Annotated in this window: 22 protein-coding genes; 16 read left to right on the top strand and 6 right to left on the bottom strand. The window is 73.1% G+C overall.

What is annotated here, in order from left to right; genetic code table 11:
- Positions 1-15: 15 nt before the first annotated feature.
- On the bottom strand, positions 16-441 hold the full coding sequence (locus L6E12_RS12055) for a helix-turn-helix domain-containing protein (RefSeq protein WP_236227980.1): 426 nt from the start codon (positions 439-441) through the stop codon (positions 16-18).
- 78 nt (positions 442-519) lie between these two features.
- Between L6E12_RS12055 and L6E12_RS12060 the strand changes: the two genes are divergently transcribed.
- The 9 genes from L6E12_RS12060 (at position 520) to L6E12_RS12100 (ending at position 7996) form a co-directional block, all read left to right on the top strand.
- Entirely contained in the window at positions 520-1341 is an 822-nt protein-coding gene (locus L6E12_RS12060; RefSeq protein ID WP_236227981.1) for a class I SAM-dependent methyltransferase, read from the top strand.
- Between the two features lie 53 nt (positions 1342-1394).
- Complete coding sequence (locus L6E12_RS12065; protein WP_236227982.1) at positions 1395-1958, top strand: dihydrofolate reductase family protein; 564 nt, start codon at positions 1395-1397, stop codon at positions 1956-1958.
- 285 nt (positions 1959-2243) lie between these two features.
- A complete protein-coding gene (locus L6E12_RS12070; protein WP_236227983.1) occupies positions 2244-2537 on the top strand; it encodes a hypothetical protein in 294 nt (97 codons plus the stop codon).
- A gap of 239 nt (positions 2538-2776) precedes the next feature.
- Entirely contained in the window at positions 2777-3907 is a 1131-nt protein-coding gene (locus L6E12_RS12075) for a GTP-binding protein (protein WP_236227984.1), read from the top strand.
- Between the two features lie 166 nt (positions 3908-4073).
- A complete protein-coding gene (locus tag L6E12_RS12080) occupies positions 4074-4790 on the top strand; it encodes a VOC family protein (protein ID WP_236227985.1) in 717 nt (238 codons plus the stop codon).
- Between the two features lie 163 nt (positions 4791-4953).
- Positions 4954-6150, top strand: a complete 1197-nt coding sequence (locus tag L6E12_RS12085) for an acyltransferase (protein WP_236228071.1) — start codon at positions 4954-4956, stop codon at positions 6148-6150.
- 101 nt (positions 6151-6251) lie between these two features.
- Positions 6252-6488 (top strand): DUF2007 domain-containing protein, encoded by a 237-nt coding sequence (locus tag L6E12_RS12090; RefSeq protein ID WP_236227986.1) that lies wholly within the window; start codon positions 6252-6254, stop codon positions 6486-6488.
- A gap of 66 nt (positions 6489-6554) precedes the next feature.
- Entirely contained in the window at positions 6555-7256 is a 702-nt protein-coding gene (locus L6E12_RS12095; RefSeq protein ID WP_236227987.1) for a hypothetical protein, read from the top strand.
- A gap of 197 nt (positions 7257-7453) precedes the next feature.
- Positions 7454-7996 (top strand): hypothetical protein, encoded by a 543-nt coding sequence (locus tag L6E12_RS12100; protein WP_236227988.1) that lies wholly within the window; start codon positions 7454-7456, stop codon positions 7994-7996.
- A gap of 389 nt (positions 7997-8385) precedes the next feature.
- Here the strand turns inward: L6E12_RS12100 and L6E12_RS12105 are convergent, their stop codons facing one another.
- Both L6E12_RS12105 and L6E12_RS12110 read right to left on the bottom strand, forming a co-directional pair.
- Positions 8386-8874: an N-acetyltransferase gene (locus L6E12_RS12105; RefSeq protein ID WP_236227989.1), complete on the bottom strand. Its 489-nt coding sequence runs from the start codon at positions 8872-8874 to the stop codon at positions 8386-8388.
- A gap of 97 nt (positions 8875-8971) precedes the next feature.
- The gene (locus L6E12_RS12110) at positions 8972-11344 is read right to left on the bottom strand and encodes a LuxR C-terminal-related transcriptional regulator (protein ID WP_236227990.1); all 2373 of its coding nucleotides are present in this window, start codon (positions 11342-11344) and stop codon (positions 8972-8974) included.
- Positions 11345-11526: 182 nt separating this feature from the next.
- Here L6E12_RS12110 and L6E12_RS12115 point away from each other — a divergent pair, with 182 nt between their 5' ends.
- From L6E12_RS12115 to L6E12_RS12125, 3 genes are all read left to right on the top strand, one after another.
- The gene (locus L6E12_RS12115) at positions 11527-12327 is read left to right on the top strand and encodes an SGNH/GDSL hydrolase family protein (RefSeq protein WP_236227991.1); all 801 of its coding nucleotides are present in this window, start codon (positions 11527-11529) and stop codon (positions 12325-12327) included.
- Between the two features lie 145 nt (positions 12328-12472).
- The gene (locus tag L6E12_RS12120; RefSeq protein ID WP_236227992.1) at positions 12473-13111 is read left to right on the top strand and encodes a hypothetical protein; all 639 of its coding nucleotides are present in this window, start codon (positions 12473-12475) and stop codon (positions 13109-13111) included.
- A 10-nt stretch (positions 13112-13121) separates the two neighbouring features.
- Positions 13122-14147 (top strand): zinc-binding dehydrogenase, encoded by a 1026-nt coding sequence (locus L6E12_RS12125; protein WP_236227993.1) that lies wholly within the window; start codon positions 13122-13124, stop codon positions 14145-14147.
- Between the two features lie 3 nt (positions 14148-14150).
- Here the strand turns inward: L6E12_RS12125 and L6E12_RS12130 are convergent, their stop codons facing one another.
- Positions 14151-16922 carry a BTAD domain-containing putative transcriptional regulator gene (locus tag L6E12_RS12130; RefSeq protein WP_308074731.1) on the bottom strand — a complete coding sequence of 924 codons (2772 nt, stop codon included), beginning with the start codon at positions 16920-16922 and terminating at the stop codon, positions 14151-14153.
- A 155-nt stretch (positions 16923-17077) separates the two neighbouring features.
- Here L6E12_RS12130 and L6E12_RS12135 point away from each other — a divergent pair, with 155 nt between their 5' ends.
- Positions 17078-17584, top strand: coding sequence for an RICIN domain-containing protein (locus tag L6E12_RS12135; protein ID WP_236227994.1), 507 nt, complete (start codon positions 17078-17080; stop codon positions 17582-17584).
- A gap of 153 nt (positions 17585-17737) precedes the next feature.
- Here L6E12_RS12135 and ppk2 read toward each other — a convergent pair whose 3' ends face one another.
- On the bottom strand, positions 17738-18730 hold the full coding sequence (ppk2, locus tag L6E12_RS12140; RefSeq protein WP_236227995.1) for a polyphosphate kinase 2: 993 nt from the start codon (positions 18728-18730) through the stop codon (positions 17738-17740).
- Positions 18731-18962: 232 nt separating this feature from the next.
- Between ppk2 and L6E12_RS12145 the strand changes: the two genes are divergently transcribed.
- From L6E12_RS12145 to L6E12_RS12155, 3 genes are read left to right on the top strand one after another with little or no spacing between them, the layout of a single operon-like run.
- A complete protein-coding gene (locus tag L6E12_RS12145) occupies positions 18963-19952 on the top strand; it encodes an iron-containing redox enzyme family protein (protein WP_236227996.1) in 990 nt (329 codons plus the stop codon).
- 25 nt (positions 19953-19977) lie between these two features.
- Positions 19978-20172, top strand: coding sequence for a CDGSH iron-sulfur domain-containing protein (locus L6E12_RS12150; RefSeq protein WP_236227997.1), 195 nt, complete (start codon positions 19978-19980; stop codon positions 20170-20172).
- A gap of 24 nt (positions 20173-20196) precedes the next feature.
- Positions 20197-21777 (top strand): FAD-dependent oxidoreductase, encoded by a 1581-nt coding sequence (locus L6E12_RS12155; RefSeq protein ID WP_236227998.1) that lies wholly within the window; start codon positions 20197-20199, stop codon positions 21775-21777.
- 78 nt (positions 21778-21855) lie between these two features.
- On the opposite strand, the gene L6E12_RS12160 is transcribed toward L6E12_RS12155, so the two are convergent.
- A complete protein-coding gene (locus L6E12_RS12160) occupies positions 21856-22299 on the bottom strand; it encodes an SRPBCC family protein (RefSeq protein WP_236227999.1) in 444 nt (147 codons plus the stop codon).
- Positions 22300-22330 lie beyond the last annotated feature (31 nt).

The following is a 22330-nucleotide window of genomic DNA, read 5'->3' on the forward strand; positions in this document are numbered from 1 at the left end:
CCCGCGCGCGCGGGGTCACCGCCGGATCTGCCTCCCGGGTGCCCGGAGGGCGCCGGTGGCGGCGGCGTCCAGGATGCCGCGGAAGGTGGGGCACTCCAGGTGGCTGGGGGCCGGGCACGCGGCGGCGTGGCGGAGGCCGTCGCGCAGGGCGGTGAGGTCGGCGATGGTCGCGTCGAGCTCGTCGGCCTTGGCGGTGAGCACCTCCCGGTCGAGGGCGGGGCGGCCGTCCGGGCCGAACATGCGGGCGATGTCGTCGAGGGTGAAGCCCGCGGCCCGGCCGACCGCGATCAGGGCCAGGCGTTCCAGGACCCCCTCGTCGAAGACGCGCTTGAGGCCGTTGCGGCCGGTCGAGGCGATCAGCCCCCGCTCCTCGTAGTACCGCAGCGTGGAGGCGGGCAGGCCGGAGCTGCGGACCACCGCCGTGATGTCCAGTTCCGCCATCGCACCTTGACCTCAAGTCAGCTTGAGGTGACAGGGTAGGGCTGTCGGTCGGACGAGGACAAGGAGTGGGGAATGGACGTGCGCGAGACCAATCGCGAGCAGGCCGCGCTGTGGGGCGGGTCGGCCGGGCAGTCCTGGGTACAGGCGCAGGGGTTGCTGGAGTTGATGTTCCAGCCGCTGCAGGACCTGCTGGTCGACGCCGCGCGGGACACCTCCCCCAGCCGCGTGCTCGACGTGGGTTGCGGGACGGGCGGGGTGACCGCGGCCATCGCCCGGGCCCTGGGCAAGCCGTGCGTCGGCGTCGACATCTCCGAACCGGTGATCGCCGCGGCCAGGGCGCGGACCGAGCCGGGGGCGACCTTCGTCCGGGCCGACGCGCAGGTGCACCCGTTCGAGCCCGCGTCCTTCGACCTGGTGGTCTCCCGGTTCGGCGTGATGTTCTTCCAGGACCCGGTCCGGGCCTTCGCGAACCTGCGCCGCGCGGTGAGCGGCGGCGGACAGCTCCGCGCGGTCGTGTGGCGCGGCGCGGCGGACAACCCGTTCATGACGACGGCGGAGCGGGCCGCGGCGCCGCTCCTGCCGGACCTGCCCGCCAGGGACCCGGACGGGCCCGGCCAGTTCGCCTTCGGGGACGCCGACCGGGTGCGCCGCGTCCTCGACCGGAGCGGGTGGACCGGCGTCGACATCCGGCCGCTCGACGTGGTCTGCGCCTTCCCGGAACCCGAGCTGGTCCGCTACCTGAGCCTGCTCGGCCCCGTCGGCCTGGCCCTGCAGAAGGAGGACGAGCAGACCCGGGTCCGGGTGGTGGAGTCGATCCGCGGCGCCTTCGACCCGTTCGTGCACGGCGCGGAGGTCCGCTTCACCGCCGCCTGCTGGCTGGTCACCGCCACCGCGGGCTGACCGGCGACCGGTGCCGTGGATGATCTGACCACGACCTTCGGACGGGAGCCGCGATGGGCAAGCTGATCTACTCGATGATCACCTCGCTGGACGGGTACGTCGAGGACGCCGACGGCGAGTTCGCGTGGGGCGCCCCCGACGACGAGGAACTGCACGGCCACATCAACGAACTCGCCGCGTCGGTGGGCACGTTCCTCTACGGGCGGCGGATGTACGAGACGATGCTGTACTGGGAAACGGCGTACGACGTCCCCGACCAGCCACCGGTGGTGCTGGAGTGGGCGAGGCAGTGGCAGGCGACGGACAAGGTCGTCCACTCCCGCACCCTGACCGAGGTCTCCAGCGCCCGGACCCGCCTCGTCCGGGAGTTCGACCCCGACGCCGTCCGCCGCCTCAAGGCCGAAACCGACCACGACCTCACCGTCGACGGGCCGGACCTCGCCGCCCAGGCCATCCGCGCGGGCCTCGTCGACGAGTACCACCAGATCATCTGCCCGGTGCTGGTGGGCGGCGGGAAGCGCTTCTTCCCCGACGGCGTCCACGTCGACCTCGACCTGGTCGACGAACGCCGCTTCGCCGGGGGCGTGGTGGTCCTGCGCTACGCGAGCAGGCGCTGACCGGCGGAATCGGGTGTCGCAGTTGGCGGGGGCGAACGACGCGAACCGCACCGGCTCCCGGGTGAGCACGACCTGGGCGACAGCGCCCCCACCGCAGGTGTGGGGCCGTGGCCGGGGAGGTCGACAGTCGAACACCGTCCCCAAGTCATCCCCGTGACGACTCCGAGTTACCAGTGGACGCATCCGGCTCACCGGATCGAGAACGCACGCAACCATGCACGACTTGGAATATGTTGCTACTCTGCGTCAACAAGATTGCTACACACGGGTAATAGGAGACAAACCATGACCACCCACCTGGAGCACACCGGCCACGACCACGTGCACGGTGACGGCTGCGGCCACCAGGTCGTCGAGCACGGTGACCACGTCGAGTACGCCCACGACGGCCACCTGCACCGCCAGCACGACGGCCACTGGGACGAGTGCGAGCCCGCGGGCCACGCGGTGCACGAGGGCCACGACCACCAGCACAGCGCGGGCTGCGGCCACGAGGCGGTCCCCCACGGCGACCACGTCGACTACCTGCACGACGGTCACCGGCACGCCGAGCACGGTGACCACTACGACGACCACTAGACCTCTTCCCCGGCATCGGCGAGGGGGCTCAGCCCGGTGCCGGGGAGCCCTCACCCCACCAGCACCGCCGTTCCGCAACTCGCGACAACCTGGTCAAGCGTGCCGCGGCAGGGCACGGCCGCCTCTCGGCGTCGGACCCGTGGGCTATTCTGATGGAAACGATTGTCGTTTTCACGGAGGTCCGGGCAGGCGCACCGCGTCCCCGGTCCCGTGCCCACCACGAGGATCACCAGGTTCACATGACCGCAGACGCGCGCGTTCCCGTCACCGTCCTGTCCGGCTTCCTCGGCGCGGGCAAGACCACCCTGCTCAACCACGTCCTGACCAACCGGGAGGGGCGCCGGGTGGCCGTGGTGGTCAACGACATGAGCGAGGTCAACATCGACGCCGCGCTCGTCTCCGGCCGCGGCGGTGAGCGGCTGGTCGAGCTGACCAACGGCTGCATCTGCTGCACCCTGCGCGAAGACCTGCTCGACAGCGTCGGGGCGCTGGCCCGCGAGGGCCGCTTCGACACCATCCTGATCGAGTCCACCGGCATCTCCGAGCCCATGCCGGTCGCGGCGACCTTCGAGTGGACCTTCGACGACGGCACCAGCCTGTCCGACCACGCCCGCCTCGACACCATGGTCACCGTCGTCGACGCCGCGGGCTTCCTCGCCGAGGTCCGGCGCGGCGACCGGCTCGACGAACGCGGCCTCGCCGCCGCCGACGGCGACGAACGCGGCATCTCCGACCTGCTGGTCGACCAGGTCGAGTTCGCCGACGTCCTGGTCCTCAACAAGACCGACCTCGCCACCACCGAACAACTCGCCACCACCGAGGGCCTGCTCCGCGCGCTCAACCCCGGCGCCCGACTGGTCCGCTCCCACCGCGGCGCCGTCCCCCTGTCCGAGGTCCTCGACACCGGCCGCTACGACCCCGTCACGGCCGCAGAGGCGCCCGGCTGGACCCGGGAGCTGGCAGGCTCGCACACCCCGGAAACCGAGGAGTACGGCATCCGCTCGGTCACCTACCGCGCGGACCGCCCGTTCCACCCCACCCGGCTCGCCACCGCCCTGGCCGACTGGGAGGGGGTGACCCGCAGCAAGGGCTTCTGCCACCTCGCCAGCCGCCCGCACACCCTCGCGGTCTGGTCCCAGGCGGGCCCCACCCTCACCATCGAGCCCGGCGAACTCCTCGACCACCACACCGCCCGCCAGGAACTGGTCTTCATCGGCATCGACCTCGACCGGGAAGAGCCGCGCCGCCGCCTCGACCCGGCCCTGCTCACCGACACCGAACTGGCCGAGGGCCCCACCGCCTGGCAGCGCTACGACGACCCGCTGCCGCCGTGGGAGGACCTCGACGCCCACGAGCACCACTGGCACTGACGGCGCGGGGTCCATCGGGCACTTGCTCGACGTCCGTGCACTGCGTTGACCTGGGGGCTTATTCCCGTGCGCCGGGGTTCCCGAACGCCTAGCGTTGCGTCCGCCACGGGCGCGGGACCCGGTCCGCCTGCGGCCCCGACTCACCAGATCGGAGGTGCGGAGCGGGATGACCTGTCACCTCCACGCGCTCTGCTTCGACGCGAACGACCCCGACGGCCTCGCCCGCTTCTGGGCGGGTGTCCTGGGGTGGGAGCACGGTGACGACCCCCGGGACGGCATCACCCTCGTCCCGGTTGACGACACCGGGTTCCGGCTCCGGTTCCTGCCGAGCCGGGAGCGGAAGACCGGGCAGAACCAGGCGCACTTCGACCTGACCAGCACCTCCCTGGACGACCAGCGGGAGACGGTGGCCAGGGCGCTCGACCTCGGGGCGCGGCACATCGACGTCGGTCAGCGCCCCGAGGAGGGGCACGTCGTGCTCGCGGACCCCGAGGGCAACGAGTTCTGCGTCATCGAACCGGGCAACAACTTCCTGGCCGAGTGCGGTTTCGTCGGAGCGCTCGCCTGTGACGGGTCGCAGGAGGTCGGTTACTTCTGGAGTGCGGCGTTGGGGTGGCCGCTGGTGTGGGACCAGGATGAGGAGACTGCGATCCGCTCGCCCCTGGGTGGTCCGAAGCTCACCTGGGGTGGTCCGCCGGTGGCGGTGAAGACCGGGAAGAACCGGTTGCACTTCGACCTCGTTCCGGGGGCAGGCGATCAGGGGGCGGAGGTCGATCGGCTGGTTTCCCTCGGGGCGAGGGTGCTCGACACCGGTCCGGGTGGGGTTGAGCGGGTGGTCATGGCTGATCCCGATGGCAATGAGTTCTGCGTGCTGCCTTCGTAGTTCGCGGCGTGCACCGGCGGGTTCCGCCTGCCGTGTTCGAGAGCGCCGGTCGTTCGGTTGTGCCCGGGTGGGTTCTCCACCGCGCGGGCCAGGCGAAACCGGGCCCTGAACGTGGTATAAGGTGCCCTCTCGTCACTGGGGGATGAGGAGTGCGCGCGTGCGGATGATGAGCCATGCCGAGTACTTGGCACTGCGACGGTTCCCCGCCCTGGACGGGCTGCGGGCCGTCGCGGCGGCGATGGTCATCCTGGTGCACTTCGGCGGGCCGTCCTGGGCCTGGCTGTCCGGCTGGGCCGGGGTGCAGTTGTTCTTCGTGCTCACCGGTTTCCTGATCACCACGCTGGCGCTGCGCGAGGAGTCGCGGACGGGGCGGGTGTCGCTGCGGGAGTTCTACCTGCGGCGGGCGTTCCGGATCATGCCGGTGTACTTCGTCGTGCTCGCGTTCATCGTGGTGTTGCTGTACTTGCGGCGGGAGCCCGCGTTCGCGCTGCTGCCCGACCAGTTGCCGCTCTACCTGACGTTCAACAACGACCTGGTCGCGCCGGGGCCGTTGCACTGGGTGGGGCCGGTGCACCTCTACGGGCAGTCGTGGACGTTGGGGGTGGAGCAGAAGTTCTACCTGGTGTGGCCGCTGCTGGTGTTCGCCGTGCCCGCCATGCGCTTCAGCCGCAGGCTCGGCCTGGCGCTGGCCGCGATCGCGCTGGCGCTGGGCATGACGTCGACCATGGGCGGGTTGACGGTGCACTACGAGGTCATCCTGGCGGGCTGCGTGCTGGCGATCGTGCTGCACGACCCGCGCGGTTGGGCGGCGCTGCGCTGGGTGACCCACCCGGTGGTCGCCACCGCGGCGGCGCTGGTGTTCGTCTGCGCGCACCTGGCCCTGCCGTGGGGCATCCGGCAGGTGGGCGAGGTCACGGCGATCGCGATCTACGCCCTGCCGGTCGTCCTGCTGATCGCCGCCATCGCCCCGGGCCGGGGGCCGGCGGCGTGGCTGCTGTCGCTGCGGCCGATGGTGTGGCTGGGGCAGCGGTCGTACTCGCTCTACCTGGTGCAGCACATCGCCGCCATCGTGGTGCTGTCCTCGGTTCCGACGCTGCAGGACGGGCGCACCAGGACGGCGGTGGCGATCCTGTTCGCGTCGCTGGCCATGGCCGAGGTGCTCTACCGGTGGGTCGAGCTGCCGATGATCGACTACGGCAGGCGGGTCATCGGCTGGTTGCGCGCCCGTTCGGAGCGCACCGACGACACGGAGCCCGCTGACGACGCGAACTCCGAGACCGTCACGATGCCGCCGGTGCCCGCGTACGTGCCCGAGCCGACCGGCGCGGGCCAGCTCCCCGCCGGGAGCCGCACGCCCTGACCGGGTGCCCATCGGGCGCCGCCACCGGCCCGGAATTGGCTACCCTGGGCCCCACAGCGGGTCCGGCGCTCCCGGGCACGACCGCGACCAGTGAGGTGGGCATGCGAGAGATCATCAGGTCCAACAACCCCGTGCTGCTGTCGTTCGCGGCCTCGCTGCTGGCCGAGGCGGGCATCCACCACCACCTCGCCCACGCGCACGACGCGTCGCTGGAGGGTTCGATCGGCGTGGTGGAGCAGCGGCTGCTGGTGGCACCGGACCGCTACGACGAGGCCCACCGGCTGCTCGTGGACGCGGAGGCGATCGACGCACCGCCCGCGCCCACGCACCCGGCCTGAGCAGGGAGTCCTCTCCCGGGGCGTCGGACCGGGAACCGAAGAGGCGGCAGCGGACTCCTACCGGTCGTGAGTGAGCAACCCCCACCGCCGGAAGACCTGCCCGGGGCCGCGCTGCGGGCGTACCGGGCGAGCAGGCCCCGCAGGCGCAAGCTGTTCACCGGGTTCGCCGTGCTGTTCGCGGTGGGCTTGGGCGTCCTGGTGTGGGCGTGGACCGACCAGTCCGCGTTCGACGGCCGCAAGCAGCCCACGACCGCCCACGTCGAGGCCCGGCACGGCCACCGCGGCGGGCACACGCTCGACCTGGTGCTGACCGTGGGCGGGCACGAGTACCGGACCGGTCTGCGCGACGCCGACGGCAGGGTGGGGCAGGACATCGAGGTGTTCTACGACCCGGAGGACCCCACCGAGGTCACCGCCCCGGGTGACTCCCTGCACGGCAGGCTCATCGCCTACTCGGCGGCGGGTACCGCCGTCGGCGGCCTGATGGTCGCTGTCTTCGCGTTCGGAGCCGCCCAGACCCGCCGGGTGGCCCGCGGCCCCTGGCGCACCGGCACGGTCACCGCCCGCACCCCGAACAGCTTCCACGTCGAGTTCGCCGACGGCACGGGCACCGCGCTGCTGCGCACCCGCCACCCCCTGCCCGACGGCTACCGGACCGGGGCGGCCGCGGTGCAGCACCTGCGGGGCGGGCGCTGGCTGTACGTGCTCGCCAACCGCACCCCGCTGATCCTCCCGGCCTCGGGACAACCGCCGCCCACCGCGCCCTGAACGCGCGGGGTGTACCCCGGCGCGACGGGATGCGCCCGGGTGTCCGACAGCGGCCAGATCGGCGCAACCTGTTCTGCCGCAGGGGATCCGGCGTGATCACCCCAATGGCGGCCCGCACCACCCCGGTGGCGGATGATCACCGGTGCGGTGCCTGGTTTGCTCGACCGGCAAGCGTTCCGCTGACGGAAGGATTCCCCGTGTCGAGTTGCAGACGGTTGCTCGGGTTCGCGTTCGGCGTCGTGCTGCTGGCCCTGGGCCTGGCGCCCGCGACGGCGTCGGCGGCACCCGCCGGGACCAGCGGTGTGTGGGCGTGCTCGATCCCGGCGGGCAGCACCTACACCGGCGTTCGCCTGAGCAGCAACTGCGGTGGCTTCTCCTACGAGTACAACGTCACCGCACCCTCGAACGGCCTCTGGGCCTGCACCGTCCCGTCCGGCTGGTCCTACACCGGCGCCCGCCAGGGCAGCAACTGCAACACCTCCAGCCTGTCGTGGGAGTACAACCTCGCCACCCCCAGCACCGGCACCTGGATGTGCACGGTCCTGTCCGGCCACACCTACTACGGTGTCCGCCAGGGTTCCAACTGCGGCTCGGGCCTGACCTACGAGTACAACATCGTCATCCCGGTCAACGGGGTCTGGGCCTGCTACCCGCCCACCGGCTGGTCCTACACCGCCACCCGCCAGGGTTCCAACTGCGGCTCCGGCTTCACCTACGAGTACCTGCTGTTCAAGCCCTGACCCACCCCGTGCCCCGGTCCGCCACCGCGCGGGCCGGGGTACGGCGGGTAACGGCATTCCGCTCAACGCGGTGAACGGGTCAGGTATGTCCCTGGCCGTCTCGGGGGTGACCGACGCGGTCGGCACGCACGCGGTGACCGTCTCGCCACCTGCACGATCGGGGTGTACGACCGGACCGCGCAGTGGATGATCCCGCTGACCCGCGGCCCGGGGGACGCGGGCGGCGACCTGACCTGGTCCCCCCGACGGCACCCTGCTGGCGTTCACCAGCCGCGACCGGGCCGTGGTCGGCAGCGACCGCACGGGCTTCCACCTGTCCCGCAGCATCGCCGCGGGAATGGTGGGGATCCGACGAATCACCGCCTCGGCGTGAAGCGGTGCTCGAACGGTCACGGCAACGGTTTCCGCATCACCGTGCAGACCGTCTCGTAACGTCGGATCCCGCCGCCCGGGGCCTCCTCGTCCCAGGCGTCGGGTTCACTGCCGTAGGCGGTGTAACCGAGCCGCTCGTACAGCGCCCGAGCGCGGGGGTTGTCCTCCTCCACGCTCAACTCCGCGCGGCGCAGACCCCGAGCGGTGATGCGCTGCTCAGCCGCGCGAACCAGGAGACTGCCGATCCCGCACGACTGCAACGCCGGGTGCACGGCCAGCTGCCACAGGGTTCCCGCTCCCGGGCGCACCTCGAAGTCGACCCCACCGATCGCCACGGGCAAGTCGGACGGCGGACACACCGCCAAGTAGTCCGCGACGCCGGTACGAGCGCGCTTCACCTCGCGCGCGACCTGGGTCAGGTGCAGCGCCGTGCCGGACCACGAACACCACTCCAGATCGCCTGGGCGCAGGTCGCGCACCGACAGGGTCACGAGGACACCGGGCACCCGTACCACCTCCTGCCGGTCAGGATGTCCGCGACCCTGGATACCGGCAACGGAATTACCCACACCTGCCGAGGGCTGAACGCTCGTGACCGGGGACTCACGCCGCGGAAGGAGCGTCACCTCCGGTGGTTTCCGGGGCCTCGTCCCGTCTGAGGGTGACCCACACCGCGATCTGGGAGCGCTTGGTGAAGTCGAGCTTGACGAGGATGTGCTGGACGTGGGTCTCGGCCGTGCGCGGTGAGATGCGGAGCCGGGCGGCGATGTCGCGGTTGGACAGTCCCTGCGCCACCAGGCGGGCGACCTCCCGTTCCCGCCTGGACAGGGGGTTGTGGTCCGGGTCGGCGGCCGGGGACTCCTCGGTGGTCTCGTCGAGCGCGAGGCGCCGCGCCCGTTCCGGCGTCAGCGCCCGCCCCCGGCTGTGGGCGCTGTCGAACCGCCGGTCGCCCAGTGCTTCCCTGGTGATCCCGGTGAATTCGCGGTGCGGGCGGGCCACGACGTGCGCGATGGGGGACGCGAGGCGTTCCCAGGCGGTGGCCGCGGCGCCGAACAGGGTCGCGGCCCGTTCGTGCTGGTCGCGCTTGCAGGCGGCCCAGGCGAGGGTTTCGAGGTGGAAGGCGTCCCCGAACGGGCTGTTCAGCGTGCTCGACGCGAGGGCGGTGCGGGCCGCGGCGGTCGCGGCGCCCACGTCGCCGAACTTGACCTCGATGAGGGCGAGGCCGAACAGGGCCATGTCGCGGTAGTGGCTCCCGCCGCCCGCCTCGCCGCGGGCGATCACGCGGCGCAGCTTCTCGCGACCGGTTGCCACGTCGCCGTTGTACGCGGCGACGATGCCGTGCAGCGCCAGGGTCCGCAGTTCGCGGCGCAGGTCGCCGTGGGCGCGCAGCACGGGGACGCACTCCTCGGCCAGGTCCGCCGCCCGGGGGTCGCGGCGCAGCATCACCTCCAGGACGCGGACGCTGGTGATCTGCGCGGTGAGCAGGTCGTCGCCGATCGCGGCGGCGAGGTGTTCGGCCTCGGTCAGCGACGCGGACGCGGCCTCCACGTCGCAGCACCACAGGGCGTGCAGCGCGGCGGTGGCCAGCGCGAACGGGCGGTCGGGGTGGTCGGCAGGGGCGGCGGCCAGCGCGCGGTCCAGCCACCGCTGGGCCTCGGTGTCGAGGCCGAGCAGCGTCCAGTGCTCGTCGACCCGGGCCGCCATGCGCAGCGCCACCCCGGCCTGCCCGGGTTCGGCGACCGACCAGCCCAGGGCGGCCCGCAGGTTCGCCTGCTCCCGCCGCAGCCGCCGCCCCCACAGCGCCTGCTCCGGGCCCGCCCACCGCGCGTCGGCCAGGTGGGTGAGCCGGTCGAACCAGTCCCGGTGCCGCCGCAGCGCCCCGTCGAGGGCACCGGACCGCTCCAGCCGCTCGTGGCCGTACTCCCGCAGGGCTTCCAGCATCCGGTACCGGACGTCACCGTCGTCGGCCTCCACGCGCTGGAGCACGGACTTGTCCACCAGGGCGTCGACCACACCGCACACGGCGTCCGCGTCCACCCCGGAGCCCGCGCACACGTGCTCGGCCGCCGCCAGGTCGAACGAGCCCGCGAAGACCGACAGCCGCGCCCACACCAGCCGCTCGGCCGCCGAGCACAGCCCGTGGCTCCAGTCGACGGTCGTGCGCAGGGTCTGCTGCCGCTCGGGTGCGGTGCGGCTGCCGTTGGTCAACAGCGCCAGGCTGTTGCCCAGCCGCTCCGCGATCTGCCGCGGCGACAGGCCCTGGATGCGCGCGGCGGCCAGTTCGATGGCCAGCGGCAGGCCGTCGAGCCGCCCGCACAGCCGCGCCACGTCCTCGCGGTTGCCCTCGGTGATCCGGAACCCCGGGTGCACGGCGGTGGCCCGGTCCACGAAGAGCCGCACGCCGTCGTACCGGGCCAGCCGCTCCGGGTCGGAGGTGTCCCCGGGGCCCGGGACCGGCAACGGCGGCACCCGCAGCACCTGTTCGCCCGGCACGCCGAGGGATTGCCTGCTGGTGGCCAGCACCACCACCCTCGGGCACGTGGTCAGCACCTGGTGGACGAAGGTGGCGCAGTCGTCCACCAGGTGCTCGCAGTTGTCCAGCACCAGCAGCACCGCGCGCTCACGCAGGTGGTCGAGCACCCTGTCGGTGGCCGAGCGGCCCGACTGGGCGCGCAGCCCCAGCAACTGCGCCACCAGGTCGGCCTGCAACGCGCCGTCGCGCAACTCCGCCAGTTCCACGAGCAGGACCCCGTCGGGGTGCTCGGGTGCCACTTCCCTGGTCACCTGGGCCGCGAGCCTGGTCTTGCCGACCCCGCCGGGGCCCGCCAGCGTCACGAGCCGCCCGGAGCCCAGCAGCCGACGGGCCTCGGCCACCTCCCGGTGCCTGCCGAAGCACCTCGTCAGCTCGACCCCGAGCCGCGAACGACCCACCCCGTCCAGGACATCGGTGGCCGAAATCGAGCTGTCCGGAACCATCGCACACTCCCTAACAGTCGTTAGGAATAGTCGCAGTGGACCCCGTCACCGTCAACCCGGGCAGGCCGTCGGACCGAGTGTTTTTACGTAGTTCTGCCGATGCCGGGCCGCCGACGCCCGTGCCTATCCTGTGCACCGGATCACATCGGACAGACGTGACCAACCGCCGAGGAGAACAGCAGATGACGAAGATCCGCCGCAGCGCCGCGGCCCTGGCGCTCACCGTCGCGGCAGGCGCCGTCGTCGCCGCGGGCGGCCTCTCGCCCGCGAACGCCGCGACGCGGGGGTACGTCGCACTGGGCGACTCCTACTCCTCCGGCGACGGCGCGGGGGCGTACGGGTCCAGCGGGGCGTGCCTGCGCAGCGCCAACGCCTACCCGGAGCTGTACGCCAAGGCGCACCCGGGGACGGCGCTGTCGTTCGTCGCGTGCGCGGGCGCGAAGGTGGAGGACGTGCTCGGCAAGCAGGTGCAGGCGCTGACCGCCGACACCGGCCTGGTCACCATCTCCATCGGCGGCAACGACGTCGGCTTCGCCTCGGTGGTCACCACCTGCACCTTCGGCTCCGACGCCGCGTGCACCGACCAGATCGCCAAGTCCACGGCCACCGCCACCACCGCGCTGCCCGGCAAGCTGGACACGACCTACGCCGAGATCAAGACCCGCTCGCCCCGGGCCGAGGTCGTCGTCCTGGGCTACCCGCGCCTGTTCGCCTCGGGCCCGGCGTTCTGCACGATCAGCCAGACCAAGCGCACCGCGCTCAACAAGGCCGCCGACAGCCTCGCCGAGATCATCGCCGACCGCGCCCGCAGCGCCGGGTTCACCTACGAGGACGTGCGCGACGAGTTCGCCGGGCACGGCGTGTGCACGGTCAACCCGTGGATCCACGGCATCCGCCCGCTGGCGGTCGCCGAGTCCTACCACCCCACCGCGGCGGGCCAGAAGAACGGCTACTACGCCGCCCTCACCAAGGCGATCGGGTAGGCACCACAGGTCTTGACAACGGGAACGCGGTCGGCTGCCATGACCCCGGCACGGCTCCGGTACGGCCGTGCCCGGGCGGTGGTGTCCGCCCGGGCACGGCCGACTCCCGGTGCCGTCGACAGGCGAGCGGACCGGGAGCGGCGCGGTGGACGAGTTCGTGCGGGAACTGGTGGACCTCACCGGGTGGCGGGGATCGGCCTACGGGCCGGTGGCCTGGGACGCGGTCGAGGCGGACCTGGGGGTGGAACTGCCCGCGGACTACAAGGAGTTGCCGGCCACGTTCCCGCCCGGCACCTTCAACGCCGCCAACCTGCACCTGGGTGAGGCGATCGTGCTGCCGCCGCACACCGTTGCGGGCAAACTGGACCACCTGTACCAGTTCAGCACCGAGATGCGCGAGTTGCGCGACTGGCGGGACGAGCACCCCGAGGACGTCCCGCACCCGATCCACCCCGAACCCGGGGGGATGATCCCCTGGGCGCGGGCGGCACACGAACTTCTGCTCTGGGTCCGCCAACCCGGCCAGTCACCCGACGAGTGGACCGTCGCCGTGTCCAACGGGGGCATCTGGCGGTGCGACGAAACCTTCCCGGTCGTCGAGGAGTTCGACTGCGGGGCGGTGGAATTCCTCGTCGGTCTGGTCCGCGGAACCATTGTCAGCAAGGTGTTGGCCGGGGAACCGGAAAACCTGATCGCTCCTCCGATGGCAGCCCGGTTCCCCTTCCAGCCTGTACCCGAAGACGACTGGTGGAGCATGTCCACCGTCTCGGGTGGCGGCGGATGAGCGGCGCTCGATGAGGGCGTTGGTCGTCACCGGGCCGGGCCGCGCCGAGGTGCGGGACGTGCCCGATCCCGTCGCCGGGGTGGGGCAGGTGGTCGTGGACGTCGAGCGGGTGGGGGTGTGCGGGACCGACGTGGAGTTCTTCACCGGGGAGATGAGCTACCTGCACACCGGGGACGCCGCCTACCCGATGCGGTTGGGCCACGAGTGGTGCGGCGCTGTCACGGCCGTCGGCGACGGGGTGGACCCGGAGTGGCTGGGGCGTCGGGTCACCGGGGACACCATGCTCGGGTGCGGGCGCTGTCACCGGTGCCTCGACGGGCGCCACCACGTGTGCGCGGACCGCTTCGAGATCGGGGTGCGGGGCGGGTTCCCCGGTGCCCTCGCCGAGCAGCTCGCCGTTCCGGTGACCGCGCTGCACCGGCTGCCGGACTCCGTGGACGCCCCTCTCGGTGCCCTGGTGGAGCCGGGGGGCACTGCGCTGCGCGCCGTGCTGGCCGCCGACCTGCGGGCGGGTGATCGGCTCCTGGTGCTCGGTCCCGGGACGATCGGGCTGCTCGTCGCCTGGTTCGCGCGGGCGCGCGGGGTGGAGGTGCACCTGGTGGGGCCGGTGGGCGGGGACCAGACCTTCGTGCGCGGCCTCGGGTTCGCCGGGGTGTGGACCGCCGACGCGCTGCCCGCGGTGCCGTTCGACGCCGTGGTCGACGCCTCGAACTCCCCGGTGCTGCCCGCGTTGGCGGTCGAGTCGGTGGAGCCGGGCAAGCGGGTGGTCTACGTCGGTCTGGCGGGGTCGCCCAGCGCGGTCGACACCCGGGCGTTGGCGCTCAAGGACGTGACCGCGGTGGGCATCCTGGGTGCGTCCCCCGCCCTGGCGGCCACGATCGACGCCTACGCCTCCGGGGCGGTGGACCCGCGCGGCCTGGTCGCGGCCACGGTCGGGCTCGACGACGTGGGGCGGGTGCTGTCCGGGTGGCGCCCGGTGGGGGCCGGGCCCGGGCCGAAGGTCCACGTCGATCCCCGCCTCGGCCCGGTGGGGTGAGGGTCACGCGCCGAGGTGGTCGGCGACGCGTTCGGCCTCCCGTTCGCGGTGCTGGGACCGGTACAGCTCCAGGGCCCGCTGCCAGCTCTCCCCCGCCCGCGCCCGCCCGCCCAGGGCGAGGTGGGTGTGGCCGAGGTGGTCGAGGGCGTCGGCCTCGGCGTAGCTGTCGCCGAGCAGGCGGTGCAGGTCGAGGGCGTGGCGGTGGTGGTCGAGGGCCTCGCCGTGCCTGCCGGTGCGGCGGGCGATGACGCCCAGGGTGTCGCGGACGGCGGCTTCGCGGCTGCGGTGGCCGTGGCGGCGGAACCAGGACAGCGCGGCCTCGCAGGCCACCCTCCCCTCGGCGTAGCGGCCGAGCAGGGCCAGGTACCAGCCGGTGTCGCTGAGCGCCTCGGCCTCGCGGGCCGGGTCGCCCTCCGCCGCGTACCGCAGCAGGGCCCGGCTGGTGTGGTCGAGGGCTCGTTCGTTCTCGCCGCGCTGGTGCCACACCTGCGCCAAGGCCTGGTCGGTGTGGGCCCGCTCGGTGGTGTCCCCGGTGTCGCGGGCCAGGGCGAGGGCGCGGTTGAGGTGTTCCAGCGCCTCCGCGTGCGCGCCGACCCTGGCGCACGCCGAGCCCAGGCCGCGGTGGGCGACGAGTTCCCTGGCCGGGTCGCCGAGGCGGGTGGCGGCGCCGAGGCCGAGCCGCCACACCGCGACGTCCTCGTGCAGGTGGCCGCGCTGGCGGTGGTAGGTGCTGAGGTACCAGGCCAGGTACCAGGCGCCGACGGGGCACTCCTCGTCCTCGGCGAGCTGCTGGGTGGCGAGCAGGCACAGGTGCTCGGCGTCGAACCAGGCCAGGGCCGCGGCGCGGTCGGGGAACGGGTGCGGCGGGCAGTCCAGGGCGGTCGGGTCGAAGTCGGTGCGCTCGCGGTGCGGGTGCAGCAGCCGGTCGGCCGCGTGGGCGGCGAGGACGTAGTACTCCACCAGCCCCTTCACCGCCGCGCGCAGGCAGCCGTCCGGGTGCACCCGCAGGGCCAGGTCGGCGGCGGTGCGGCGGACCAGGTCGTGCATCCGGTACCGGCCGGGCACGTGCTCCTCCACCAGCGACACCTGCTCCAGCGAGCGCAGCACCGCCCGGGTCTCGACCTGGTCCAGCGCGGCCAGGCGGGCGGCGGCGGGCAGGCCGATGTCCGGCCCGGGCGCCCAGCCCAGCAGGCCGAGCACCCGCTGCTGCGCGTCGGTCAGCGAGCGGAACGACCAGGACAGCACCGCCGCCGCGCTCGTCGCGGGCTCGCCGCCGTCGAGGGCGGTCAGCCGGGTGGCGGTGTCGCGCAGCTCGGCGGTCCAGGTGCCCAGCGGGAACCCGGGGTGGGCGACCGCGCGGTTGGCCACGATGGCCAGCGCCAGCGGCAGACCGGCGCAGTGGTCCACCAGTTCGTCCGCCGCGTCCGGCTCCGCGGCCAGCCGGTCGCGCCCGAGGTGCTCGGCCAGCACGTCGGTCGCCTCGGCGCGGGTGAGCACCGGCACGGGCACCGGCCGGGCGCCGACCGAGGTGATCAGCCCGGCCAGCCGGTCGCGGCTGGTGACCAGGACCGCGCAGGTGGCGCCGCCGGGCAGCAGCGGCAGCACCTGGGCGGTGTCGCGGGCGTTGTCCAGCACGACCAGCATCCGCCGGTCGGCCACCAGGCTGCGGTAGCGGCCCACCCGCGCCTCCAGGTCGGCCGGGATGCGCACCGGGTCCACGCCCAGGGCCTGGAGGAACTCGTGCAGCACCGCCCCGGGGGCCAGCGGTTCGCCGACCGGGCTGAACCCGCGCAGGTCGACGAACAGGTGGCCGTCGGGGAACCGGTCGAGGCGCAGGTGCGCCCAGCGCAGCGCCAGCCAGCTCTTGCCGACCCCACCCGCGCCGGTGAGCACGCAGATCGCGGCCCGCCCGTCGGCCGACACCGACTGCCGCGCGTCCAGCAGCGCCAGTTCCCGGGCGCGGCCGGTGAACGACCCCGGGGCGGCGGGTAGCTGGCGCGGGACCACCTCGAGGCCGTCGCGGGTGGTGGTCTCGGCGCTGAGGGCGGGATCGGCGGCGAGGATGCGCTGGTGCAGGCGGCGCAGCGGCAGGCCGGGGTCGGCGCCCAGCTCCTCGGCCAGCAGGGTCCGCACCCGGTGGTAGGCCTCCAGGGCGTCCGCGGTGCGGCCCGCGCGGTGCAGGGCCAGCAGGTACTGCTCGGCGATCCGCTCGTCGAACGGGTGCTCGGCGTTGCGGGAGGCCAGCTCGGCGACCAGACCGCCGCGGTGGCCCAGCCGCAGCCGCAGGTCGGTGCGGTCGCTCTCGGCGCCGAGCCGCTCCTGGTGCAGCCGGGCCCGCTCGGCGAGCGCCCACTCGCCGTCCAGCCCGGCCAGCGCCGGACCGCGCCACAGGTCCAGCGCCTCGGTCAGCACCGCCTCGGCCAGCCGGTCGTCCGGCTCGGCGCGTGCCTGCGCGCACAGCGACCGGAACCGGTGCAGGTCGACCGCGGTCTCCTCGACCACCAGCGCGTAGCCGCCGGAGCGGCGCACGATGTCGACCGGGTCGGTGCCCGCGAGCGCCTGGCGCAGCCGCGAGACGTAGCTCGACAGCGTCGGCCGGACCCGCCGGGGCACGGCCGCGCCCCACACGCGCTCGGCGAGCACGTCACCCGGCACGGCCCGCCCCGCGTCGACGGCCAGCGCGGCGAGCACGCACCGCTGCCGCGCCGGTCCGAGGTCGGCGGTCCTGCCGTCGACCTCGGCGGTCATCTCCCCCAGCAGAGCGAACCGAACCACCGCAAGCCCCCCCAGCACCGTTGCCGACGTGTACTGGATAGCGCCCCTGACGGGCGGAATGCACGAATCCACAACAGGTTCACACGAACGGCCGCGCATCGTGTGAACCGCGGCCGGGGAGGACCCGGCCGCGCGACGATCACGAGGAGAACCGGATGAAGCGACGGATGCGGCTGCTGCTGGTGGCTTTCCTGGGGGCCATGGCGCTGCTGGTGGGGACGGTCGGGGCGCCCGCGATGGCGGTGGAGAACGGCGGCACGACCACGCTGGGCACCCAGGCCGCGGGCAACACCGTCCGCTCGAACATGAACGGCAAGTGCCTGGAAGTGCTGAGCTGGACCAACTACAACGGCGCGCCCGCGGGCATGTGGGACTGCCACGGCGGCACCAACCAGCAGTGGGTCTTCACCGCGGCGGGCGAGCTGCGGTCGGTCTGGAACGGCAAGTGCCTGGAGATCCTGGGCTTCAACAACAACAACGGCGCCGCGGTGGGCCTGTGGGACTGCACCGGTGGGTCCAACCAGAAGTGGTACTCCCTGGGTGCGGACATCCGGTCGCTGCAGAACAGCAAGTGCCTGGAAATCCTGAACTACGACAACAACAACGGCGCCCCGGTCGGCATGTGGGACTGCTACATCGGCGGTAACCAGCTCTGGTACTGATCACGCTCCGGAGGTCCGGCTCCGCCCCTGACCGACTCCGGTTCCTGACGGACGAAGGCCCGACGCCCCGGCGTCGGGCCTTTGCTGTGTGCGATTCGCCGACCACACAAGGACCATGTGGACAATCGCCGGATCGGCGGCCCGCACCGCCGGTCAGCCCACGTGGACTTTCCGCTCGGGGTGCTCACCGGGGCCGTGGTCGGCCGCGGGGGCCGCCGCGAGTGGGGTCGGGGTCAGGTCGGTGTCGTCCTCCCCCGCCTCCAGGAGGGTGGCGGCCGGGCCGACGATGCGCGGGTCCGGGCTGCCGATGGCCTCCGGGTTCCGGTCGCTGTAGTCGAAGCGGGCCAGGACGCTGCGCATCGCCTCGACCCGGGCGCGCTTCTTGTCGTTGCTCTTGACCACGGTCCACGGCGCCTCCGCGGTGTCGGTGGCGCGGAACATCTCCACCTTCGCCTTGGTGTAGGCGTCCCACCGGTCCAGGGACTCGATGTCGTTGGCGCTGAGCTTCCACTGCCGGACCGGGTCGACCTGGCGGATGATGAACCGGGTGCGCTGCTCCGCCCGCGACACCGAGAACCACAGCTTGACCAGCAGCACCCCGTCGTCGACGAGCATCCGCTCGAAGGCGGGCGCCTGGCGGATGAACCGGTCGTACTGCTCCTGGTCGCAGTAGCCCATCACCCGCTCCACGCCCGCGCGGTTGTACCAGGACCGGTCGAACATGACGATCTCACCGGCGGTGGGCAGGTGGGTGACGTACCGCTGGAAGTACCACTCCCCCTGCTCGCGGTCGGTCGGCTTGCCCAGGGCCACGACCCGGGCGCCGCGGGGGTTGAGGTGCTCGGTGAACCGCTTGATGGTCCCGCCCTTGCCCGCCGCGTCGCGCCCCTCGAACACGATGACCATGCGCCCGCCGGTGTCCTTGATCCAGTACTGCAACTTGAGCAGTTCGATCTGCAGCAGGCGCTTGGTGTGGTTGTACTCCTCGCGCGACATCCGCTCGTCGAGCGGGTAGTTCTCCCGCCAGGTCTCGACGGCGCTGCCGTCCTCGCGGATGAGCACCGGGTCGTCGTCGTCGGAGAACTCCACCCGCAGCTTCGTGCGCAGCTCCGGGAACACCTCGGCCGCGTCGACCCCGTCATTCATCACGGAACCAGACATACCCGACCGCGCCGGAACCCACACCCCGATCGGGCGGCTCGGTTCCGCCATCGACACTCGCAGGCACGGTCTGGCACCACGTGATCACCGACGGGTGACGCGGCGCAGGCTGTTCCCGTGCTGCGCCCGGGGCAAACCATGACGCGTTCGGCGATTGCCGCCCACTTCCGGGGGGTATCCACTGCGGACGGAGTACACCGACGGGGCTGGAGAGACCGTGACGATCCTTGACGTGCGCACCTCGGGACTGCCCGCGGCGCGCGGACCCCTGTCCGAGGCCGTCGCCGAGGTGCTGCGGGAGCCCGCCGGGACCGCGCTCCCGGCACCGGGTGACGCCGACCCGCTGGGCGCGGACCTGCAACTCGCCCTGACCCTCTGCTACGAACTGCACTACCAGGCCTTCGCCGGTGTCGACCCCCGGTGGGAGTGGGACCCGGGGCTGCTGGGCTTCCGGGCGCGGCTGGAGGCCCTGTTCGAGGGCGCGCTGCGCGACCGGGTGAGCGGTGGCACGGACATCGCGGGCGAGTTCGACGACCTGCTGGTCGAGCACCTGCCCGGCAGCGGCCTGAGCCACCACCTGCTCGCCGACGGCACCTGGGAGCAGATGCGCGAGCTGTTCGCGCACCGCTCGATCTACCACCTCAAGGAGGCCGACCCGCACGCCTGGGTCATCCCCCGGCTGTCCGGGGTGGCCAAGGCCGCGCTGGTGGCGGTGGAGTTCGACGAGTACGGCGGCGGGCGGGCCGACCGGATGCACTCGCGGCTGTTCGCCGACCTGCTCACCGCCGCCGGGCTGGACGCGGGCTACCTGCACTACCTCGACCACGTGCCCGCGGCCACGCTGGCCACGGTCAACATGATGTCGATGTTCGGGCTGCACCGGCGCCTGCGGGGCGCGCTCGTCGGGCACTTCGCCGCCGCCGAGATCACCACCGGCCCCAGCGCACAGCGGATGGACAAGGCCCTCGCCCGCTTCGACGCCCCCGCCGCGTGCCGCTTCTTCTACACCGAGCACGTCGAGGCCGACGCCGTGCACGAGCAGGTGCTCCGCCACGACGTGGTCGGCGGCCTGGTCGAGGCCGAACCGGAGCTCGCCGCAGACGTCGTCTTCGGCATCCAGGCGACCGACCTGCTCGAACAGGGCTTCTCCGACCACGTCCTCGGTGCCTGGAACTCCGGCGGGACCTCGCTCCTGCTGCCCCTGTGACCCGCTCCCGGGAGAGGAACACCCCATGAAGCCCACGCGCCAGGTGTCCCTGGAGCTCGACGGCCCGGTGCTGGTGGAAGGACCGGTCGACGTGCGCACCCCGGACGGTAGGGTCGTGCACTCCGACCGCTTCAAGGTCGCCGTCTGCACCTGCAAGCGCAGCAAGACCTTCCCGCTCTGCGACACCAGCCACCGGCGGAAGGTGCGCGACGACCAGTGAGCGGAAACCTGTGAAGGGAGAACCGTGGTCGACGCGGTCGTGATCGGTGCGGGCCCCAACGGGCTGGTCGCCGCGAACCTGCTGGCGGACGCGGGTTGGGACGTGCTGGTGCTGGAGGCGGCGGCGGAGCCGGGGGGTGCCGTCAAGACGGCCGAACTCACCGTGCCCGGCTTCCGGCACGACCTGTTCAGCGCGTTCTACCCGCTCGGCGCGGCGTCCCCGGTGCTGCGCGAGCTGGACCTGGAGGGCCACGGCCTGCGCTGGGAACACGCGCCCGACGTGCTCGCCCACCTCTTCCCGGACGACCGGGTGGCGGTGCTCTCGCGCGACGTGGAGCGGACGGCGGCCTCGGTCGACGCGTTCAGCGCGGGCGACGGCAAGGCGTGGCGGGGGTTGTTCCAGCACTACCTCGACATCCGCGAGGACCTGCTGGCGGCGGTGCTGCGCCCGTTCCCCCCGGTGCGGGCGGGGCTGGGCCTGCTGCGCACCCTCGGCCTCGGCGGCGCGCTGCGCGACGCGCGGGTGCTGACCATGCCGTCGCGGCGGTTCGGGCAGGAGGTGTTCGGCGGTGAGGGCGCCCGGGTGCTGCTGGCGGGCAACGCCCAGCACACCGACCTCGGGCCGGACCAGGCGGGCAGCGCCGTGTTCGGCTGGCTGCTGAGCATGCTGGCCCAGGACGTCGGCTTCCCCGTCCCCCGGGGCGGGGCGAGTGGGCTGATCGACGCCCTCGTGGCCCGGTTGCGGGCCAAGGGCGGGCGGGTCGAGTGCGGTCGGCCGGTGACGAAGGTGCACGTGGCGGGCGGTCGCGCGCTCGGTGTGCGCACCGCCGACGGCGAGGACGTGCGGGCCACCCGGGCGGTCGTGGCCGACGTGCCCGCACCGGCGCTGCTGCTGGACCTGGTGGGCGCGGACCTGCTGCCCGCCAGCTTGGTGCGCGACCTGCGCCGGTTCGACTGGGACGACGCCACGATCAAGGTCGACTGGGCGCTGTCGGAGCCGATCCCCTGGCGCTCCCGGGACGCGGCCGGGGCGGGCACCGTGCACCTGGGGGTCGACCTGGACGGCCTGGCCGCGGCGAACAACGACCTGGACCGCGGCCGGGTGCCCGAGCACCCGTTCCTGCTGCTCGGGCAGATGACGACCGCCGACCCCACCCGCTCCCCCGCGGGCACCGAGACGGCGTGGGCCTACACCCACGTGCCGCGCGACGACCAGTGGTCCGCCGAGCGCCTGGCGGCGAAGGCGGAGGAGTTCGAGGCGCTGGTCGAGCGGCACGCCCCCGGCTTCCGCGACCTGGTCATCGGCCGGTCGGTGGCGGGTCCGGCGGACCTGGAGCGGGCCAACCCCAGCCTGGTCGAGGGCGCCATCAACCAGGGCACCTCGGGCATCCACCAGCAACTGATCTTCCGCCCGACCCCGGGTCTGTCCCGACCGGACACCGTGGTCGAGAACCTGTTCCTCGCGGGCGCCTCCGCGCACCCGGGCGGCGGGGTGCACGGGTCCGCCGGGGCGAACGCCGCCCGCGCCGCCCTCGCTTCCCGCTCCTGGTACGGCCCGCTGTACCGGGCGGGGATGCGCGGGGTCCAGCGCGCCCTGCACACCTGATCCGCCTGCCCGCAACGCGATTCGGCGCTCGTCCCCGAGTTCGGGACGAGCGCCGGGTGCGCTGTGGACGGTGTGCGCTCAGTCCCCGCTGCGGCGCAGGACGAGGTCGGAGAGCCTGCTCAGCGCTTCGACGTTGCGCGGCTTCAGCAGCGCGTCCTGCACCGGCTTGGGCAGCAGCCGCGCGGGACCGCTGCGGGCCTGCTCGACCATCCGCATCCGCGTGCGCGCCGGGCCCTGGGGCTCCAGCTCCAACCGGACCAGTGCCTCACCGGTCGGCCAGGCGCGGGCGGTCAGCTCGATCATGCGGCCCTGGTCGACCCGCACCACCTCGGTGGTGTCGTCGATGGTCACCGGCCACGCGCCCACGCTGTGGTGGATGCGCGTGCCCAGGGCGGGCCAGCCCGCGTCGACCTTGCGGATGTGCGAGGCGCCGACCACCCACCCGGCGTAGCTCCACCCGTCGGCGATGACGTCCCACACCTGGGACACCGGGGCATCGACGTCTCTCGTCACTTCGGCCATGCCACAGGACTACCCCGCCGCGGGCAGGCCA

Origin of the sequence: Actinokineospora sp. PR83, from assembly GCF_021056305.1 — a bacterium.
Taxonomy (GTDB): domain Bacteria; phylum Actinomycetota; class Actinomycetes; order Mycobacteriales; family Pseudonocardiaceae; genus Actinokineospora; species Actinokineospora spheciospongiae.

Bases quoted from the DNA above. Each gene is read 5' to 3' on its own strand.
- L6E12_RS12065 (WP_236227982.1), top strand. From the start codon at position 1,395: ATGGGCAAGCTGATCTACTCGATGATCACCTCGCTGGACGGGTACGTC.
- L6E12_RS12055 (WP_236227980.1), bottom strand. From the start codon at position 441: ATGGCGGAACTGGACATCACGGCGGTGGTCCGCAGCTCCGGCCTGCCC.
- L6E12_RS12080 (WP_236227985.1), top strand. From the start codon at position 4,074: ATGACCTGTCACCTCCACGCGCTCTGCTTCGACGCGAACGACCCCGAC.
- L6E12_RS12075 (WP_236227984.1), top strand. From the start codon at position 2,777: ATGACCGCAGACGCGCGCGTTCCCGTCACCGTCCTGTCCGGCTTCCTC.
- L6E12_RS12110 (WP_236227990.1), bottom strand. From the start codon at position 11,344: ATGGTTCCGGACAGCTCGATTTCGGCCACCGATGTCCTGGACGGGGTG.
- ppk2 (WP_236227995.1), bottom strand. From the start codon at position 18,730: ATGAATGACGGGGTCGACGCGGCCGAGGTGTTCCCGGAGCTGCGCACG.
- L6E12_RS12115 (WP_236227991.1), top strand. From the start codon at position 11,527: ATGACGAAGATCCGCCGCAGCGCCGCGGCCCTGGCGCTCACCGTCGCG.
- L6E12_RS12090 (WP_236227986.1), top strand. From the start codon at position 6,252: ATGCGAGAGATCATCAGGTCCAACAACCCCGTGCTGCTGTCGTTCGCG.
- L6E12_RS12135 (WP_236227994.1), top strand. From the start codon at position 17,078: ATGAAGCGACGGATGCGGCTGCTGCTGGTGGCTTTCCTGGGGGCCATG.
- L6E12_RS12085 (WP_236228071.1), top strand. From the start codon at position 4,954: ATGATGAGCCATGCCGAGTACTTGGCACTGCGACGGTTCCCCGCCCTG.
- L6E12_RS12070 (WP_236227983.1), top strand. From the start codon at position 2,244: ATGACCACCCACCTGGAGCACACCGGCCACGACCACGTGCACGGTGAC.
- L6E12_RS12160 (WP_236227999.1), bottom strand. From the start codon at position 22,299: ATGGCCGAAGTGACGAGAGACGTCGATGCCCCGGTGTCCCAGGTGTGG.
- L6E12_RS12150 (WP_236227997.1), top strand. From the start codon at position 19,978: ATGAAGCCCACGCGCCAGGTGTCCCTGGAGCTCGACGGCCCGGTGCTG.
- L6E12_RS12125 (WP_236227993.1), top strand. From the start codon at position 13,122: ATGAGGGCGTTGGTCGTCACCGGGCCGGGCCGCGCCGAGGTGCGGGAC.